Genomic DNA, 18,389 nt, shown 5'->3' on the forward strand with positions numbered 1-18,389 from the left:
GAGGTAATAAGATATGATGAAGTAAAGTAAGGTAATACTTAATATACTTGTGAAAATTACAATTATAGCTTGAACATGGGCAATTTTTTCACTTGAATGGTTTATGGTATCAACATAGGCAATATTACATACTGTATAATCATTTGTTGTATTGCACAAACCAAGTCTTTCATTACCTTCTTTACTAGTGTAAAAAAATGGTTCCCCGTTGTTTGATTTTGCAAATGCATTGGCTACTATTGTAATATTTGGATGATTTGAATTATAATTTTCATTTGTAGATGCAAATGCAAAGTGATTTTTGTCATATACAAATGAATCTCCTGGCATTTTTTTCAAATTTTCTATTAAGTCTTTAACTAAGACATCAATGGCTAAAATACCAATAAATTTCCCATCTTTCAATAAAGGTAGAGCATAAGTGAAACAAGGCAATCCTGTAGTAGCATCTATATAAGAGTCGGTTATAAACAAAGTGTTTTTCTTTTTTGCTTCTATATAATATTCTCTTGTTGTTGCATCGTAACCATCAGCTTTGCCATAAAAACCGTAATCAAGATTTTTGCTATCGCTGTCTGTATCGCTTACAACTAACTCTCCATTTGGTTGAGCAATATATACAGCTAGATAATTTCCTGCATCTCTAAATGCTTTTAGTTGAACACCAACATTTTTAGCTAATGCATCTTGAGAATTAAGGTTTGAATATGGGTGTCTAAGAATGGTTTCTGAGAGTTCTATTAAAGATTTAGATGTGTTTTGTCTAAAATCTTCTACAAGATTGCTGGTAAAAATTAAACGATTTTTTTCTGAATTAACAACCTCATTAAAAAGAGATTGTTTAACAAAAATAAATGTTACAATTCCTAAAATCAATAAACAACAAATAGCAATAGCGTTTGCTATTAGTGAAACTTTAAGTTTAATACTTTTCATCAAATAACCTTTCAGTAATTTTTAAAAGTAGAAATTATATTAAAAAAATAATAAATATTTTTTAAATTTAAAAATATTTTTTGAGTAGATTGAATATATTTTCACATGCTTGCGAAAGGATTAAATAAGTCTCATCAAAGTTCCCACTATACCAAGGATCAGGCACTTCGTCATATCCTAATTCTAAGGCAAAAGAAGTGATTTTATGAATTTTATGTTTTGCATTTGGAAAATTTTTAACTATATCATTATAATTAGAATTATCCATTACGATAATTAAATCATTATCCTCGCACATTTTTAAATTTAGTTTTTTACTGCAAAATGGCTTAGAATTTATATTTTTGTTATCTAATAAAGCTTTAGTTTTATAATGCATATCCTCCCCATCGTGGTAACCTGAAGTACCTGCACTAGAAATAATAAATTCATTATTTAAATTTGCTTTTGTTAAAAGATCCTTCATAATAAATTCGGCCATGGGAGAACGACAAATATTGCCTAAACAAACAAAAATAATTTTAGTCATATTTTTCCTTTTATTTTTGTGTAGTTTTTTCAAAATTATAGCAGTATTTCAAAATATTTTTAAAGATTAATTAAAACTAAGATATAATTTTTCATTAATGGGGAGCTTTTGCTGAGAGGAAGTATAACTTCGACCCTTGAGAAGTTTGGTAATGCAAACTTTGAATTCTTGCAAAAACTTTCCTTTTTTATAAAAAAAGGATAAAAATGATACAAGCAAAAACAAAAACTAAAATTCCTATCTTAACTATAGCAGGAAGTGATTGTAGTGGTGGAGCTGGCATACAAGCTGATTTAAAAACTTTTAGCGCTCATAATTTATTTGGTATGAGTGTAGTTTTAAGCGTTGTGGCTGAAAATACTGCAAGGGTGATTTCTTGTTTTGATATACCCACTAAGATAATAGATGAGCAAATGCTAGCAGTTTATGAAGACATAGAGCCAGCTGCTGTAAAAATTGGAATGCTAGGTTCAAAGGAAATCATAATTTGTGTAAAAGAAAATTTATTGCACTTTAAAGCTAAAAATGTAGTGATTGATCCTGTGATGTTTGCAAAAAATGGCTATGCTTTAATGCCTTTAGAAAATTGTCAGTTTTTTAAAGATGAAATTTTATCTTTAGCTGATATACTTACTCCAAATATTCCCGAGGCTGAGTTTTTGTGTGATTTTAAAATACTTAATGAGGAGGATATGAAAAAAGCCGCTATAAAACTTCACAAAGAAGGTGCAAAAAGTGTTTTGATTAAAGGTGGACATAGTAAATATAACACCAATGATGTTTTTTATGATGGAAAGGAATTTAGTATTTTTAAAGCAGAAAAAATTAATACAAAAAATACACACGGCACAGGTTGTACATTAAGTTCAGCTATAGCTAGTAATCTTGCCTTAGGTAAAGAAAAACATGAAGCTATAAAACTTGCTAAAGATTATGTGTATGGAGCTATATTAAATTCTTTAGCACTTGGAAAAGGTTGTGGTCCGACTAATCATTTTTTTTCAATATGACAAGGAGTAAAAATGATTATTAAAGCAGTAAGAGAAAAAAATCCTTTGATTCATCATATTACTAATTATGTTACAGCTAATGATTGTGCAAATGTAACTATAGCAATGGGAGCAAGTGCTGCTATGGCTGATTTTTATGAAGAGCAAGCTGATTTTGCTAGAATAAGTTCAGCCTTAGTATTAAACACAGGTACGATTAATCAGCTTATAGCAAATTCTATGTTAAAAGCAACTAAAGAATATACTTTATTAAATAAACCTATAATTTTTGATCCTGTTGCTTTGGGTGTGAGTAAGGCAAGAGATGGGATTAATTTTGAATTACTTAATCTAAAAGGTATTAGTATTGTTAAGGCAAATGCATCTGAAATGGCTAGTGTTATAGGTTTAGATGGTAAAGCAAGAGGGGTTGATAGTACTTTTGTAATCGATAATGAGTTTTTAGAAAAAGCTAAAGAATACTCTTATAAAACCAAGCGTGTTTTGGCTATAACTGGAAAAATTGATTATATTATAAATCAAGAGTATATTGCTAAAATTTATAATGGCTCAATCATGGCTACTAAGATAACTGGAGCAGGTTGTATGTGTGCTTCTTTGTGTGGAGTTTTTGCAGGAGCGTTAGAAGATAAATTTCAGGCTAGTTTATATGCTTTGCTTAGTTTTGGCATAGCTAGCGAAATCGCTCAAGAGCTTTCTAGTGGAAGTGGTAGTTTTAGAGTGAATTTAATCGATGCTTTAAGTAATTTAAATGATGAAGAAATTAAAAAAAGAGCCAAATATGAAATCATTTAAAATTTATCTTGTCGCAAGCAAGGGTGAAAAAAGCGAAAGCGAGTTTTTAAATATTTTAGAAGCTTCTTTGAAAGCTAAGATTGATATTTTACAACTTAGAGAGAAAAATCTTAGTACTTTAGAATTTTATAATCTTGCTTTAAAAGTTAAAGCTTTGTGTGAAAAATACAACACACCTTTTGTGATAAATGATAGAATCGATATAGCCATGGCTGTGAATGCAAATGGAGTGCATATAGGACAAAAGGATATGCCTTTAAAAAAAGCAAGGGAACTTTTAGGCGAAGAAAAAATCATAGGGCTTACGATCAATCATAAAAATGATCTTATTAATACTCAAGGTGCTACTTATCTTGGAGTGGGGGCTGTTTTTACTACGCCTAGCAAGCAAGATTGTGTTGTGCTTGGCATAGATGGATTAAAAGAAATTGCTAGTTTAGCTTCTTTACCTATTGTGGCTATAGGTGGGATAGATGAAATTAATTTAAATTTGCTTAAAGATTGTAATATACAAGGTATAGCTGTGGTTAGAGCGATAATGCAAGCAAATGATCCTTATATAGCAACTTTAAATTTAAGATCAAATTTTGATAAAACTTTTATAGGAAAATAATGATTTATTTTATAGGGGATAAAGAATTTGATGGTGTTAAGACTATAAGATTAAATGAAATTAAATTTCTTGATTTTGAAGTTAATTTAAAGGAATTTGATTGTTTAATCATTAGCTCCAAGAATGCATTAAAAGCATTAATGTCAAGTAAAAACAAAATTGATTTTAATATTAAACTTTATGCTGTGGGAGAAAAAAGTGCTGATTTTGCAAAAGAGCTTGGCTTTAAAAATGTCAAATATCCTAGCAAGGCTTATGGTAAAAATTTAGCTAGTGAGTTTTTATTTGAGTTTAAAAATAAAAAATGTCTTTATTTAAGAGCGAAGAAAATTAGTTCAGGTCTTGATGAGTATTTGCTGAAAGAAAATATCCTTTTAAAACAATTAATCGTTTATGAAAATATAGCCATAGAGCCTAAAAAAGATGAGTTAAAAATACATCATCCAAGTGTTTTTATCTTTAGCGCTCCTTCAAGCATAGAGCAATTTTTGAAATTTTTTGCATTAGAAAAAGAAGATAAAGTTGTAGTTATAGGTCAAAGTACAGCTTTAAAACTTCGTAATTTTAAAAATTTATATATATGTAAAGAACAAGATCTAAACTCTTGTTTAAAATTAGCTAAGAGTTTAGATTTTTAAAAGTTTTATATAATAAAAATGAGGCAATAAAAATCATACAAATATCACCCACTAAAGTGGCTAGCCAAACTCCATTTACTCCTAAAAATTGTGTTAGTATAAATAAGGATAAAAATGGGAAAATAAGACTTTGGGAAATAGAAATTCCTAAAGAAAGCAAGGGTTTATCAAGTGCTGTGAAAAATGAAGCGCAGAGTTTTCCAAACCAAGAAAATAAAAACGAAAAAGAAAAAAATATTAAAGCATTTTGTGCTATATGGATAAAATCTTGATTGTCATCTTTGTTGAAAACACTTACTATAAGGTTATTGAAAAAATAAACAAACAAAAATGCCATTGTACTTACACCCCAAGAAGCAAAAAACATTCTTTTAAAAATAGCTTGAATTCTTGCAATATTTTTGTGTCCATAATTATAACTTAATGCAGGTTGCATAGCATCACACATGGCCAAAACTAGCATGAAAACAAAAGTACTAAGATATAAAATCACAGAAAATGCTGCAACAGCTGTACTTCCAGAAAGTTTAAGCAAGAAAGCATTAGCTAAGATGGTATAAAAAGAGCTAGAAATATTAGAAAAAAATTCAGATGAGCCATTATAAAGTATATTTTTTAGTATTTGCAGCTTGATTATTGGTTTTTTAAATTTTAAAGTTAAATCTTTAAAAATAAAAGGTAATATCCCTAAAACGCTTCCTAAAAACATCCCTATACAAGTTGCTAAAGCTGCTGAAAAAAGTCCCCAATCAAAAACCACTATAAAAAGCCAGTCAAGAAAAATATTACTCAAAGCAGTAATGATATTAACCATCATGCTATAAAAAGTTTTTCCACAAATCCTAAGATAATTATCCATAGCAAAAGCTAGCATAATAAAGGGAGCAAAAGTAGCAAAAATTTGCATATATTCAGTAGATAAACTTTGAATATTCTCATTAGCCCCCATAAAAACACTTAATGTTTTTGCTAGAAAAAATCCTAAAATTCCCATTAAACAAGAAATTGCAAAAATAAGAACTATACAAAAAGAAAAAATAGCTCTTGCTTTTTCAACTTTTCCTTTACCTAGATTAATTGCTATTTGCACTGATGAGCCTATGGCTATCATATCAGCTAGAGCAAAACTTATCATGATAAAAGGCATCATTAAATTCATAGCAGCAAGTGCATTTGAACCTAAATATCTTCCAACAAAAATTCCATCAATAATCACATAAAGATAAATAAAAGCCATGCTAGTCATGTTTGGCAAAGCACATTTTATAAATAGTTTGGTAGGATTTAATGTAGTGTAAAAATTATGTATTGACATAGCTTTCCTTATTAAAAATTATTTTACTAATATGGTTATATATAGATAAAATAAATTTAATAAAGAGATTCTATACCTTCTATAATATCTTTAAAATACGGATCAACAATGGTTATGAAAAAATCTTTAAAAAACATTTATATCACCTAAATTTTAAAAATATAGTAAATGTTTGTTATTGTATTCTAAGTGTAATTATAAATTTCTTAATGTAAATTTTAATTTTTTTTAGACGATTTTTATAAACCCACAAAAAAGGAGCAAGGATGCAAATAAATTCGTATTCACGCGTGGCAGTAGAGTCGCAAGTTAGCAATAGGAAGGCTAATTTGAATACAAAACTTGAAGATGCCAATACTAAAAGTGCTAATAGCACAAAAGATATAGATGAGGATAAGCTTAGTAAGCTTGCTAGTATGGGAGGAAAAGGCATAACCGAGCTTTATGCTATGAATTTTATGCAGCAAGTATTTAGCATGAGCTCCTCTAATGGTTTAACTCAAGCTGGGATTTTTCAAGGAGCTCAATCTAAGGATTCTTTAACAGCTATTTTATCAAATGTAGATTTTAAAGCTATAGGATATGAAGGTAAAGATATACTTAGTTTAAATGCTGATGAAGCAAAAGAGCTTATTGGGGAAGATGGATATTTTGGTGTAGCAAAAACATCTCAAAGATTGGCTGATTTTGTTATTAATGGGGCTGGTGAAGACATGGAAAAACTTCAAAAAGGTTTAGAGGGTCTAAAAGCAGGATTTGCACAAGCGGAAAAAATGTGGGGTGGCAAACTTCCTGATATCAGCTATGAGACAATTGATAAAGCTATTGAAACAGTAACTCAAAAAATTAACGAAATGGGTGGAAATTCTTTAGATATCAATGCATAAATTTATATCCCTAGTGTATAAACTAGGGATTTAGTCTATTTTTAAAACACTTAAAAATGCTTCTTGAGGTAAATGTACCTTACCAATAGCTTTCATTCTTTTTTTACCTTCTTTTTGTTTTTCAAGAAGTTTTCTTTTTCTAGTAATATCCCCACCATAACATTTTGCGGTTACATTTTTACCCATGGATTTTACATTTTCTCTTGCAATAATTTTATTTCCTATGCTTGCTTGGATGGCGACTTCAAAAAGCTGTCTTGGGACGATTTCTTTCATCGCTTTTACAAGCTCTCTGCCCTTGCTTAGTGCTTTTTCATTTGGCACTATGATGCTTAGTGCATCGACATTTTCACCAGCCACTTTAATATCAAGTTTTACAAGATCTCCCGCTCTAAATTCAATAGGCTCATAATCAAAACTAGCATAGCCTTTGGTGAGTGATTTAAGTTTATCGTAAAAGTCCATAACGATTTCGTTTAAAGGTATATCATACTCAAGTAAAACGCGCTCAGGAGTGATGTAATCCATCTTAACTTGCATACCGCGTTTGCGATTTAAAAGAGTGATTAAATTCCCTAGGTATTCGCTTGGAGTTATGATAGTTGCTTTTACATAAGGTTCTTTTATATGATCGATTTTATTTACCGGAGGTAGTTCGCTTGGATTTTGAATTTTTAAAACTTCTCCATCGGTTTGATAAATTTCATAAGTAACAGTTGGAGCAGTAGCAATTAAATCAAGGTTAAACTCACGCTCAAGTCTTTCTTTAATAACCTCCATATGCAAAAGACCTAAAAAACCAACTCTAAAGCCAAATCCTAAAGCTAATGAAGTTTCAGGTTCATAGGTAATAGAACTATCATTAAGTTTTAATTTATCTAAAGCATCTCTTAAATCTTCAAATTTATCCGTTTCTATAGGATATAATCCTGCAAAAACAAAAGCTTTGGCTTTTTCAAAACCACCAATGGCTTTTTTTGCTTTATTTTTAGTTAGTGTTATGGTGTCACCTACTTGAACATCGGCGACATTTTTAAGTCCAAGCACGATAACACCTACTTCACCTGATTCTAATTTTTTAGTTTTTATAGGGCTTAATGGATGAGGATAGAAAAGATCTTGCACGAGATGTTTTTTATCTGTACTCATAACTAAAACTTCATCATTTTTAGCAATATTTCCCTCATAAATTCTAACTAAAGCCAAAGCTCCAAGATAATTATCAAACCAAGAATCATAAATTAAAGCTTTAGTAGGTGTTTCATCATCAGTTTTTGGCGCAGGAATTTTTGTGATGATAGTTTCTATGAGTTCTTTTATACCTACACCTGTTTTTGCGCTAACACAAATTGCATTAGAGCAATCAATTCCTATAATATGCTCTATTTCGTGTTTAACCTTTTCAATATCAGCCGAAGGAAGATCAATTTTATTAATCACTGGTATGATTTCAAGATCATTTTCTAAGGCTATATAAACATTGGCTATAGTTTGAGCCTCTACTCCTTGAGAAGCATCAACAACAAGTAAAGCTCCTTCGCAACTTGCTAAAGAGCGACTTACTTCATAGGAAAAATCAACATGGCCCGGAGTGTCTATTAAATTTAATACATATTCTTCATTGTTGAATTTATAATTTAAACGCACAGATTGAGCTTTTATAGTTATACCACGCTCTTTTTCTATATCCATAGTATCCATTACTTGGGCGCTCATTTGTCTATCGCTAATAGCTCCGCATTCGCTGATAATTCTATCAGCTAATGTGCTTTTACCATGATCAATATGAGCTATAATAGAGAAATTTCTAATATTTTTCATCAAAAAACCTTAAGATTGTCTCATTTTTCTTTTTGCTAGGCCTATTTGCTCATAAGCATCAATTTCTTTTTTCAAAGCTTTATATCTTTTTTTTAGCTCATTGTTTAAAAATGAAATGTTTTTAGGAGTAGCATTAGCATTGGCTGAAATAGCACTAATGAAATCAAGTTTTCTTTTAGTGGCGCTGTCTTTTGGATTAGATCCTAGTTTTTGTGAATTTAAAAATTGCAAAATTAAAGCTTGAATTTCTTGAGAGTTGTTTGCATTATTTGCTTTAGATATAAAATCTTCTATATTACTTATTTTTGGAGTTTTAGCTGGATTTGATTTGCTTGGTTGTTTTTCTTTGTGCATGAAAAATAATACCAAAAGAATTCCAAGTATGATAATTATCACTAAAGCTATAACTAAAAAAATAAAAAGAGAATTATTCATTTAAAACTTTCCTATAATTTTGTTGCATAAGATCTTTTAAAATAACTTGCTAAGCTTAATGCTACCATAAATAAAAATCCCCAATACACATAATCAGGAATTTTCACAGAATCTCCTGCTGCATAAGAATGCATACCAGTTAAAAAGTAATTTACACCAAAATAAGTCATGATAATTACCCAATATGCAAACATGGAGCAAACTGCAAAAATGTATTGATTTGCCCATTTTGGTACCATTCTAATGTGCAAAATAGCTGCATAAACTAAAATACTAATTAAAGCCCAAGTTTCTTTAGAGTCCCAACTCCAATATCTTCCCCAACTTTCATTTGCCCATATAGCACCTAAGAAATTTCCAACTGTAAGTAAGCAAAGTCCTAAAATCATAGCCATTTCGTTGATTCTTGTTGCTTCTGTAATATTTCTTAAAATGTTTTCATTATGTTTGCCATTGATTTTTAGCATACATAATAAAATAAGTACAAATATACCCAACAATGCACATAATCCTAAAAATCCATAGCTAGCAGTAATAACCGAAACATGTATTGTTAGCCAATAAGATTGCAACACAGGAACTAAATTGGTAATTTGCGGATCCATTTGGCTAAGATGAGCTACACCTAAAGTAACTCCTGCTAAAATAGAGGTTAAAGAAAGTGCAATAGGACTTTTTCTCGAAAAGAAAATTCCAGATAATGATAAAGCCCAAGCTATATAAACCATGCTCTCATATGCATTACTCCATGGAGCGCGACCTGCTATATACCAACGCAAAGCCAAACCTAGAGTATGGATGAAAAATGCCACAATGTTAAACACATAAACACATTTAAATATAAAATCAATGCGAATTTTTGGCAGGAGCATTTTAACAAAAACTATAATCAAAAGTAAAAATCCAGCGCATAAATAAAGCGGAGCAAGATTTACAAAAATTTGACTTTTGTTGAAAAAGATTTCTGTATTAATTTTTTTAGCACTTGGCATAACTTCATGGCCGTATTTTTCTTGGTAATTTTTGATAATATTTAAATTTTTAGTTGCTTCATCCCAGTTGTTATGTACAATAGAATTACTAACTGCATTGAAATAATTTTCTAAAATGCTTCTTACTTCTTTACCTTCTTCGCCTTTTAATCCTATATATGCTTCGCGTGGTGCCACCCATTGATTATTGGTGCTATTTTGTAGTGGAATAAATTTAAAAATATCTCCTGAAAAAATTAAATTTACAATATTTACTCTTTCATCAAGCTTGATTATTTCTTTATCAAAAACACTTCTACGATTTGGATTTTTTCTATTAGCATTTTCTACATATTTTTGTAGTTTATAAGCATCTGTAGTGAAAAAATCTTTAAAACTAGTATAAGCTCTAGGTTCAATACCTAAAATTTTAGAAATTTCTTCATTAACCAAGCGACTTGTTGGCATAAATATAATATCTTTATCATACCATGCACTGCCATCAAAAATCATTGATATGATAGTTGCTTCGGCACTTTGGCCTTGAAAGGTTGTGTTTTTGTATATTTTTTCTAAAACTTCCATAGCTAAAGTATTAAAAGGAACCATTCTACCATCAGGTTTTTGCACTACTAAAGAAGCAAGTTCTTTAGCATGTGTTTCATCTACCTTGATGGGTTCATTTGCATAAGTATTTTGGCTTGCAAAAAAAACTAATATAAATGTCAATATCGCACTTGTTTTTTTCAAGGTGTCTTGATTGATTAATTTAGCTAAAGTCCTAAATCTTGAATGAGGATTTAAAATATTTAAAAACATTCCTAATGTAAGTAAAAAATATCCAATATATGTAGGAATTTTACCCGGATCTTTATTAACTGAAAGTATGGTGCCAAGCTCATCTTGATCATAAGAACTTTGGTAAAATCTATAACCTTGATAATCTAAAACATTATTCATAAAAATCTTATATTCTAATTTTTGTTCGGCATTATCAATTTCCACATAACTTGCATAAGACATAGGCGACATCGAGCCAGGATAGCGTTCTAGCTCAAAGTCTTTTAAGTACATTTCAAATGGCATTTCTATTCCTTTAGGACCCCATCTTAAAAAGAAAGGTTGACCTGCTACATCAATACGGATAGGCGAGTTGTATTCTATTAGGAAAACTTCTTTAGATTCTCCTTTATAGCTTAATTTTAATTTTAAAGCATTAATAGCATTTTCTGAAAGTTGAGTTGGCATATATTTAGTGCTTTGTGCAAAGTCTTTGAAATTATTTAATAAAGAATTATTCCAGTATTTTGCCTCACCAAATAAAGAAATCAAAGCATTGCGTCCTAGCTCTATCCAACTATTTTTAAACCAAGTAAAAAAGCTTTCATCTTGAGCTTGATTAATACCTTCTAAGGTTTTTTTACCATGTAAAGAAGCAAATTTTACCACTAAATTAATATCATTAAAAGAATATAATCTTAAATCTTTAGCTTGTGCTTTTTGATTGGCTTTTAAAATGTTTTCTTTACCATCACTCATTGACATGTATTTTAAATTAAAATCAGCACTAAGCTTTAGATCTTTATCAATTTTTATATAAGGACTTGGAACAGAGTCGTTTAAAAATGCTATATTGACACCATTGATATTTTTTATATCCCCTGCTTGAAAAAGCAATTCTTTAGATTCGTTATTTTGTGAAAGCATTAAAGATAAAAGAGGAGCAGAGTTGTTATCATCGATATAAATTTCTTTTGCATCTAAAATCAAATTTTCATATGAAATTTGAGCTTTTTCATCGGGTAGTATTAAATCAAATGAAAAATCATTTACAAAAGGTAAGGTGGCAATATATTCAGATTTTGCAGCACTATATACTTTATCATCTTTTAAGGTTGCTATGTAGATATAACTTTTTGAGGTTTCAATGATATTATTTTTTTCGTTTTCCCTAATGTGTAAATTTCCTTCAAATCCCATATATCTAGTCATAGCTGAACCTAGTAATATAAATAAAAATGAGATATGAAAGATTAAAAGCGGTATTTTTCTCTTGTTAAACATTTTATATTTAAAAAGAGCTGTTAAAAGATTGATTCCTAATATGAGCTGTATAAAGCCAAACCAAGATGTTCCATATATCATGGCCCATGCTGTTGGAGTATTGTAAGCACTTTCTATAAAAGTAGCTAGAGCGCAAAATAGGGCAAAAATTAAAAATAAAAAAATAGAAATTTTTATATCCCCAAAAGCTAAAAGTTGTCTTCTCATGATTTAAGCTCCAAGGTATTTTTTTCTAATCTCATCATTACCGATAAGATCTTTTGCAGGTGCATGCATAGCGATTTTACCATTTTCTAGAACATAAGCATAATCGCTGATTTTTAAAGCTGAAAACGCATTTTGTTCCACTAATAAAATAGTAATACCTTCTTCTTTTAATTTGACTATAATATCAAAAACCTCTCCAACTATTTTTGGAGCAAGCCCTAGCGAAGGTTCATCTAGCATTAAAAGTTTTGGCTCACTCATAAGAGCTCTTGAAATAGCTAGCATTTGAGCTTCTCCACCACTTAGGGTTCCTGCAAGGGCATTTTTTTTATCTTTTAATCTTGGGAAAAGTCTATACATTTGATTTTTCAAATGTTCATAGTTTTCTGCATTATTAAAAGCACCAATTTTTAAATTTTCTTCTATAGTGAGATTTATAAAAACTCTTCTTCCTTCAGGTACCAATGCTATACCTTTTTGTACTAAAGTATGAGGTAAATGTCTTTGAGTGTCATAACCTAAAAAACTTACTTCACCAGTTTTTTTAACACAATTTAGCATTGCATTAAGTGTTGATGTTTTTCCTGCACCATTTGAGCCTATCAAGCTAACTATACTTCCTGTTTTTATGGTAAAATCTATACCTTTAACAGCTTCTATTAAGCCATAATAAACATGTAAATCTTTAACTACTAGCATTAAAATCTCCCAAATATGCACTAATTACTTCAGGATTTTGAACAGCATCACTTGGCTTTCCTTCAAAAATAGTCTTACCATAATCAAGCACCATAACCCTATCGCAAAGCTTATTTACAAATTTCATATCATGCTCAATAAGCAAAACGCTGATTTTTTTATTATTTCTTATATCAAAAATCAATTCGGCTAAATCATCGCTTTCTGTTGAATTCATACCTGCTGCTGGTTCATCTAACAATAAAAGTTTAGGGTTTGTTGCTAAAGCTCTTGCTATTTCAACTTTTCTTTGTTGTCCATAACTTAAACTAGTGGCCCTTTCATCAGCCAAATGAGTAATATTGAGTTGTTCTAAAATTTCATAAGCTGCTTTTTTTGCATTTTTTTCTGCTTTGGAGAATCTTCCCAAATGTAAAAAAGCTTCAAAAATATTATATTTAATACTCTTATCAAAACCAATTAATACATTTTCTAAAACACTCATGCTAGAAAAAAGTCTAATATTTTGAAAAGTTCTTGCTATGCCTAGATGAACTATTTTGTGCGGCTTTAAATGGTCAATCTTTTTTCCTAGAAAAAATACTTCTCCGCTGCTTGGTTTATAATTTCCTGTAATAATATTAAATAGTGTCGTTTTTCCTGCACCATTTGGACCTATAAGTCCAAAAATTTCGCTTTCTTTTATAGTAAAAGAAGTATTTGTTATAGCACTAACTCCACCAAAATTTTTATGGATTTTTTTAAGCTCTAAAATCATTTTTTATTCCTTTTAGAAAACTTAAATAAAATATCTGTTAATTCTTTATCACCCATTATTCCTCTTCTTGCAAAAAGCATTACTAAAATCAATATAACAGAAAACACAACCATTCTAAGACCAGGCATAGCAGGAGTTTCATAACCAAAAATATTCATACTCTCATCTAAAAATCTTAAATACTCACTTCCACCTATTACTAAAATAGCTCCTATGATAGCACCAGTAGTTGAACCTAAGCCGCCTAAAACAATGATGATTAAAAGCTGAAAAGTAAATAAAAAGTCAAATTGTTCAGGTGAAACTGAAGCTAGTGCGCAAGCTAATAAGCCTCCTCCAACACCTTCTAAAAATGCTGAAGTACTAAAAGCTAAGGTTTTAATATTAAAAGTGTTAATACCCATTGCTAATGCTGCATCTTCATCATCTCTTACAGCTTTCATGGCTCTACCAAATTTTGAACTAACAATATTTAAGATGATAATAACAGAAAATATAGCAATCCCACCACTCCAATATAAGGTAGTATGTTTAGGAATATCGTTTAAGCCCAAAGAGCCATTTGTAACAGAAGCAAAGTTAATTGCCATAAGCTTGATAATAATTCCAAAGCCTAGTGTTACAATAGCTAAATAATCTCCTCTAACTCTAAATACTGCAAAGGCTAAAACTAAAGATAAAAGCATAGCACAAACCCCAGCAGCAAGTAAAGCTACAATAAAGCTTGGCGAATGAATCATCAAAATAAAACTACTTGGATCCTCTAAAGAAAACTGATCGATTTTGCTTTCACTTGTAAGTAAAACTAAGGCTGCAACATAAGCTCCTATAGCTACAAAACCATTTGGCTCTAATGAAAATTGTCCTGTAACTCCATTGATAAGATTATAACTTACCGCTAAGATTACAAAAATAGCAATATTGCTTAAAATTCCTATTTTATAATCGTTAAAAAAATAAGGAGATATAAAAAGAAAAGCAAGCGCTATAATAAAGAAACTTAAATGTGTAATTTTTCTTGCAATCATTTTAAAACCTACTTTTTTCAAAATTAATACCCAAAATTCCAGTTGGTTTAAAAAGTAAAATTAATACCAAAAAGATAAATGCAAATGCATCTTTAAAACCAGAAAGATCAGGGAAAATAGCAACAACAACAACCTCTGTAAAACCTATAATCAAACCACCTAAAACTGCCCCAGCAACAGAACCAATACCACCTAAAACAGCAGCGCCAAAGGCCTTAAGTCCTATAAGAGTTCCCATGCTAGGTTCAACAGAAGGATAACTAACAGCCCAAAAAATACCACCAATAGCAGCTAAAGCTGAACCTAGTGCAAATACAATAGCGATAATACGATTTGCATCAATTCCCATTAAATTTACAGTATGAATATCAAAAGCTAAAGCTCTAATAGCAATGCCATATTTGCTTTTATAAAGTATGAATAAAACCACTAATAATATAAAAAATGTCAAAATAGGCACTAAAATACTATTAACACTAATGCTGATATTATTAAAATTAATCACTGTTTCAAGATAACTTGGTACAGGAAAATACTTTGGTGTTGAGCCAAATAAAACATTAAATACATTTTGTATTAAAAAACTTATACCTATGGCTGTGATAAGTAAAGAAATTCTAGGTGCTTTTCTTAAAGGTTTATAAGCTACTCTATCAATAGCTATACCTAAAGCTGCTGCAAATAACATAGCTAAAGAAAGAGCGCCTAAGAAAGGTACATTCATGCTTGTAACACAAAATAAAGCTGAATATGCACCCACCATCATAATATCACCATGTGCGAAATTAATCAGTCTTAAAACACCATAAACCATTGTATAGCCTATAGCAATAAGTGCATACATACTGCCTAAACTAAATCCATTTATAATTTGCTGTAAAATTAAAGAACTATCCATTGAACCTCTTAAATTTTTATTTATGGTAGAATCGAGTCTTTATAAACTTGCTTTTGATTCTCTATTGATTTTATAACAATTGAGCGCGTGGCATTACCTGTTTTGTCTATACTAATCACCCCGCTAACACCTTCAAATTTAGAAGTAGCATGAATGTTGTTGTTGATACATTCACTATTGAAATCATTAACACATTTTTGCATAGCTTCAAAGATTACAAAATATGCATCTGCACCCATAGCTGTAAAATTTGGAACTTCTTTGCTTTGTTTTTCTTTTTCATAGGCTAATATAAAGTCTTTTGAAAGCTCTGTTGGAGGGTTATTATAATCAAAACTATCTGTAAATAAATATCCTTCTGCTGCATCTTGAGCTAGATTGATAAAAGTTTCATCGGCAACTCCATCTGCTGAACCCATAGGAATATTAACACCCATTGCTTTTGCTTGACGTGCGAACAAAGAAGCCTCAGTGTAATATACTGGAAGATAAATAAAATCAGGTTTTAAATTTTTAACTTGAGAAAGTATAGCTTTAAAATCTTTATCGCCTGCTGTAATTCTAAATTTATCTAAAATTTTTCCACCTTGTTTGTTAAATTCTTTTTCAAAGGCCCTAGTTAAACCTAAAGAATAATCTGCACTTTGATCGCTAATTATCACAGCTTTAGTGTAATTTAACTTATTTTTTACATAAGTAGCTAAAGACGAGCCTTGAAAGCTATCCATAAAACAAACTCTACTGGCATATGATTTTTTATTTAAAATTTTATCAGCAGTAGCTGCAGGAGCAACCACTGGTATCTTTTTTTCCTCGCCAATTCTTATCACTTGTAAAGTATTAGCTGTTAGCATTTCTCCAATAAGTGCATAAGCTTTATTTTGCGAAATTAATCTTGTGCTAGCATTTGCACTTTCTATTTTATCACCTTTTGTATCTACTACAACAAGATTTACCTTATCACCATTACTTAAAGTATTTTTCATAGAATTTGCAATTTTCACTCCATCTAAAGCACTTTGACCATAAGCTGCAGTAGATCCTGTTAGAGGTAAAACTACGCCAATGTTAATTTCTTTTGCCTGTATGATATTACAAGCTATGATAGACAATATAGCTATACTAATTTTTTTCATAGTTTAACCTTTCAAGGATTAATAATAGTTTTATAAACTTGTTTTTGTTCTTGTATTTCTTTTATAACTACAGAACGACTTGCATTGCCACTAGCATCTATGCTTATAACTCCACCTACGCCTTCAAAATTACTAGTAGAATGAATTTTTTCATTAATGCATTGTGCGTTAAGATTATTAGCACATTCATTCATTGCATTTACCATTACATAATAAGCATCAGCTCCCATAGCAGAAAATGCTGGAAGCTCTTTGGTGCCATGATCTTTTTCATAAGCATTGATGAAATTTTTAGACAAAGTTGTTGGTGGATTGTTATAGTCAAAACTATCGGTAAAGATTACTCCATTTACAGCATCACCCCCAAGTTCAATAAATGTTTTATTGTTTACCCCATCACCTGCACTTAAAAGTTTATTAAAACCAACTGCTTTTGCTTGTCTTGCTATTAAAGCTGCTTCTGGATGGTAAATTGGCATATAAACAAAGTCAGGATTGATACTTTTAAGTTGTGAAACAATAGCTTTAAAGTCTTTATCGCCCGATGAGATAGTTAATTTTTTAAGTATTTTTCCGCCATTTTGTTTAAATTCTTTTTCAAAGGCTCTTGCTAAGCCTAGTGAATACACATTGCTTTGATCAACTATTACAACTACAGTTTTTAAATTTAAATCTTTATATGCATAGTTTGCAAATTTATCTCCTTGGAAGCTATCCATAAAACAAACTCTACTAGCGTAGCTTTTTTTATCCAAAAGTTTATCGCCTGAAGCAACAGGAGCTATTACTGGGATTTTCCTTTCTTCAGCTATAGATAAAACTTGCATAGTATTTGGTGTAACAGCTTCACCTATAAGTCCTAAAACTTTATCTTGAGAGATAAGTCTAGTGGTGGCATTTGCTGCTTCTATTTTATCACCTTTTGTATCTATGGCTATGATTTTAACATTATCTCCATTTTTTAAATTTGGATTTAAGGTATTAGCTAGTTTGATACCTTCATATACATCATTACCATAAGCCGCTAAAGCGCCAGTAAGTGGTAAAATAACTCCTATTTTTACTTCCGCAGCATAAATTGAACTAGCACAAAGCAAGCTAGCTAGCAGTAGATTTTTTCTCATGAAAACTCCTTTTTTTATTTTAAAAATGTATTATGTTTTGTTTTTGGTGTAGGTTCTTCTTCTAAAAGATCTTTTTGATTAAGCTCGATAGAAAAATTTTGCCCCTTTAAGTAAGCTATAATGTGATCCATATCACTTTCACTTAATTTTTTGGCGTATATGCTCATTTGAATGCTATCGCTTGATTGATCTTCAAAATATCCATTAGCATAGTCTTTTAAGGCACCTTTGATTTCTTCTGGACTTAAATCTTTAATAGCTTTTTTGCCATAAGAATTTTTTTCTCCATTTTCTCCGTGACAGGTGTTACATTTGTTTTTAAAATATATTTCTTTAGCTTTTTTTAAATCATAGCTAATATTATCATTAAAAGTATAAGTAAATAAAGACTTTACATTAAAAGCCATTAAAGAATTTATAAATAAAATACTAATTATAAATGAGCGTAACATAATATGCCTTTTTTAAATATAAATAAAGCTCGATTATATCTAAAAAAAATAAACAATTTTATCTCAATCTCACT

The 18,389-nt window shown here is 30.1% G+C and carries 18 protein-coding genes; 5 read left to right on the forward strand and 13 right to left on the reverse strand.

Annotated features, from left to right (window positions below; genetic code table 11):
- Both L8X97_RS07800 and L8X97_RS07805 read right to left on the reverse strand, forming a co-directional pair.
- The coding region (locus L8X97_RS07800; protein ID WP_263663017.1) for a PDC sensor domain-containing protein at nucleotides 1-936 on the reverse strand (936 nt) is incomplete at its 3' end.
- A 67-nt stretch (nucleotides 937-1,003) separates the two neighbouring features.
- Nucleotides 1,004-1,465 (reverse strand): low molecular weight protein-tyrosine-phosphatase, encoded by a 462-nt coding sequence (locus tag L8X97_RS07805; RefSeq protein WP_263659948.1) that lies wholly within the window; start codon nucleotides 1,463-1,465, stop codon nucleotides 1,004-1,006.
- Nucleotides 1,466-1,671: 206 nt separating this feature from the next.
- On the opposite strand from L8X97_RS07805, the gene thiD reads away from it, so the two are divergent.
- Genes thiD through L8X97_RS07825 form a run of 4 tightly spaced genes read left to right on the forward strand, consistent with a single transcriptional unit; the run spans nucleotide 1,672 to nucleotide 4,521 of the window.
- A complete protein-coding gene (gene thiD, locus L8X97_RS07810) occupies nucleotides 1,672-2,475 on the forward strand; it encodes a bifunctional hydroxymethylpyrimidine kinase/phosphomethylpyrimidine kinase (protein WP_412175787.1) in 804 nt (267 codons plus the stop codon).
- 12 nt (nucleotides 2,476-2,487) lie between these two features.
- Nucleotides 2,488-3,270 carry a hydroxyethylthiazole kinase gene (gene thiM / locus L8X97_RS07815; RefSeq protein WP_263663018.1) on the forward strand — a complete coding sequence of 261 codons (783 nt, stop codon included), beginning with the start codon at nucleotides 2,488-2,490 and terminating at the stop codon, nucleotides 3,268-3,270.
- Nucleotides 3,257-3,883, forward strand: a complete 627-nt coding sequence (thiE, locus tag L8X97_RS07820) for a thiamine phosphate synthase (protein ID WP_263663019.1) — start codon at nucleotides 3,257-3,259, stop codon at nucleotides 3,881-3,883. The genes thiM and thiE overlap by 14 nt, the downstream gene beginning before the upstream one ends.
- On the forward strand, nucleotides 3,880-4,521 hold the full coding sequence (locus L8X97_RS07825) for a uroporphyrinogen-III synthase (RefSeq protein ID WP_318529723.1): 642 nt from the start codon (nucleotides 3,880-3,882) through the stop codon (nucleotides 4,519-4,521). The genes thiE and L8X97_RS07825 overlap by 4 nt, the downstream gene beginning before the upstream one ends.
- Here the strand turns inward: L8X97_RS07825 and L8X97_RS07830 are convergent.
- On the reverse strand, nucleotides 4,502-5,830 hold the full coding sequence (locus L8X97_RS07830) for an MATE family efflux transporter (protein WP_263663025.1): 1,329 nt from the start codon (nucleotides 5,828-5,830) through the stop codon (nucleotides 4,502-4,504). The genes L8X97_RS07825 and L8X97_RS07830 overlap by 20 nt on opposite strands.
- A 272-nt stretch (nucleotides 5,831-6,102) precedes the next feature.
- On the opposite strand from L8X97_RS07830, the gene L8X97_RS07835 reads away from it, so the two are divergent.
- Nucleotides 6,103-6,723 carry a hypothetical protein gene (locus L8X97_RS07835; protein WP_263663021.1) on the forward strand — a complete coding sequence of 207 codons (621 nt, stop codon included), beginning with the start codon at nucleotides 6,103-6,105 and terminating at the stop codon, nucleotides 6,721-6,723.
- A 30-nt stretch (nucleotides 6,724-6,753) separates the two neighbouring features.
- Here the strand turns inward: L8X97_RS07835 and lepA are convergent, their stop codons facing one another.
- From lepA to L8X97_RS07885, 10 genes are read right to left on the reverse strand one after another with little or no spacing between them, the layout of a single operon-like run.
- Nucleotides 6,754-8,544, reverse strand: coding sequence for a translation elongation factor 4 (lepA, locus tag L8X97_RS07840; RefSeq protein ID WP_263663022.1), 1,791 nt, complete (start codon nucleotides 8,542-8,544; stop codon nucleotides 6,754-6,756).
- A gap of 9 nt (nucleotides 8,545-8,553) precedes the next feature.
- Nucleotides 8,554-8,979, reverse strand: coding sequence for a hypothetical protein (locus L8X97_RS07845; RefSeq protein ID WP_263659953.1), 426 nt, complete (start codon nucleotides 8,977-8,979; stop codon nucleotides 8,554-8,556).
- A gap of 11 nt (nucleotides 8,980-8,990) precedes the next feature.
- Entirely contained in the window at nucleotides 8,991-12,221 is a 3,231-nt protein-coding gene (ccsB, locus tag L8X97_RS07850; RefSeq protein ID WP_263659954.1) for a c-type cytochrome biogenesis protein CcsB, read from the reverse strand.
- 3 nt (nucleotides 12,222-12,224) lie between these two features.
- Nucleotides 12,225-12,920 (reverse strand): ABC transporter ATP-binding protein, encoded by a 696-nt coding sequence (locus L8X97_RS07855; RefSeq protein ID WP_133319837.1) that lies wholly within the window; start codon nucleotides 12,918-12,920, stop codon nucleotides 12,225-12,227.
- Nucleotides 12,907-13,677, reverse strand: a complete 771-nt coding sequence (locus tag L8X97_RS07860) for an ABC transporter ATP-binding protein (RefSeq protein ID WP_263659955.1) — start codon at nucleotides 13,675-13,677, stop codon at nucleotides 12,907-12,909. Before L8X97_RS07860 ends, L8X97_RS07855 begins: the two co-directional genes overlap by 14 nt.
- A complete protein-coding gene (locus tag L8X97_RS07865; RefSeq protein ID WP_133319839.1) occupies nucleotides 13,674-14,705 on the reverse strand; it encodes a branched-chain amino acid ABC transporter permease in 1,032 nt (343 codons plus the stop codon). The genes L8X97_RS07860 and L8X97_RS07865 overlap by 4 nt, the downstream gene beginning before the upstream one ends.
- Nucleotide 14,706: 1 nt before the next feature.
- A complete protein-coding gene (locus L8X97_RS07870; RefSeq protein ID WP_220566316.1) occupies nucleotides 14,707-15,603 on the reverse strand; it encodes a branched-chain amino acid ABC transporter permease in 897 nt (298 codons plus the stop codon).
- Nucleotides 15,604-15,623: 20 nt separating this feature from the next.
- The gene (locus tag L8X97_RS07875; RefSeq protein ID WP_263659956.1) at nucleotides 15,624-16,739 is read right to left on the reverse strand and encodes an ABC transporter substrate-binding protein; all 1,116 of its coding nucleotides are present in this window, start codon (nucleotides 16,737-16,739) and stop codon (nucleotides 15,624-15,626) included.
- Between the two features lie 11 nt (nucleotides 16,740-16,750).
- Complete coding sequence (locus L8X97_RS07880) at nucleotides 16,751-17,863, reverse strand: ABC transporter substrate-binding protein (protein ID WP_263663023.1); 1,113 nt, start codon at nucleotides 17,861-17,863, stop codon at nucleotides 16,751-16,753.
- Between the two features lie 14 nt (nucleotides 17,864-17,877).
- Nucleotides 17,878-18,318: a c-type cytochrome gene (locus L8X97_RS07885; RefSeq protein ID WP_412175546.1), complete on the reverse strand. Its 441-nt coding sequence runs from the start codon at nucleotides 18,316-18,318 to the stop codon at nucleotides 17,878-17,880.
- Nucleotides 18,319-18,389: the final 71 nt, after the last annotated feature.

This window comes from Campylobacter sp. CNRCH_2013_0671h (assembly GCF_025773055.1).
Taxonomy (GTDB): domain Bacteria; phylum Campylobacterota; class Campylobacteria; order Campylobacterales; family Campylobacteraceae; genus Campylobacter_D; species Campylobacter_D lari_D.

Bases quoted from the DNA above. Each gene is read 5' to 3' on its own strand.
- L8X97_RS07805 (WP_263659948.1), bottom strand. From the start codon at position 1,465: ATGACTAAAATTATTTTTGTTTGTTTAGGCAATATTTGTCGTTCTCCC.
- thiD (WP_412175787.1), top strand. From the start codon at position 1,672: ATGATACAAGCAAAAACAAAAACTAAAATTCCTATCTTAACTATAGCA.
- thiM (WP_263663018.1), top strand. From the start codon at position 2,488: ATGATTATTAAAGCAGTAAGAGAAAAAAATCCTTTGATTCATCATATT.
- thiE (WP_263663019.1), top strand. From the start codon at position 3,257: ATGAAATCATTTAAAATTTATCTTGTCGCAAGCAAGGGTGAAAAAAGC.
- L8X97_RS07835 (WP_263663021.1), top strand. From the start codon at position 6,103: ATGCAAATAAATTCGTATTCACGCGTGGCAGTAGAGTCGCAAGTTAGC.
- lepA (WP_263663022.1), bottom strand. From the start codon at position 8,544: ATGAAAAATATTAGAAATTTCTCTATTATAGCTCATATTGATCATGGT.
- L8X97_RS07845 (WP_263659953.1), bottom strand. From the start codon at position 8,979: ATGAATAATTCTCTTTTTATTTTTTTAGTTATAGCTTTAGTGATAATT.
- ccsB (WP_263659954.1), bottom strand. From the start codon at position 12,221: ATGAGAAGACAACTTTTAGCTTTTGGGGATATAAAAATTTCTATTTTT.
- L8X97_RS07855 (WP_133319837.1), bottom strand. From the start codon at position 12,920: ATGCTAGTAGTTAAAGATTTACATGTTTATTATGGCTTAATAGAAGCT.
- L8X97_RS07860 (WP_263659955.1), bottom strand. From the start codon at position 13,677: ATGATTTTAGAGCTTAAAAAAATCCATAAAAATTTTGGTGGAGTTAGT.
- L8X97_RS07865 (WP_133319839.1), bottom strand. From the start codon at position 14,705: ATGATTGCAAGAAAAATTACACATTTAAGTTTCTTTATTATAGCGCTT.
- L8X97_RS07870 (WP_220566316.1), bottom strand. From the start codon at position 15,603: ATGGATAGTTCTTTAATTTTACAGCAAATTATAAATGGATTTAGTTTA.
- L8X97_RS07875 (WP_263659956.1), bottom strand. From the start codon at position 16,739: ATGAAAAAAATTAGTATAGCTATATTGTCTATCATAGCTTGTAATATC.
- L8X97_RS07880 (WP_263663023.1), bottom strand. From the start codon at position 17,863: ATGAGAAAAAATCTACTGCTAGCTAGCTTGCTTTGTGCTAGTTCAATT.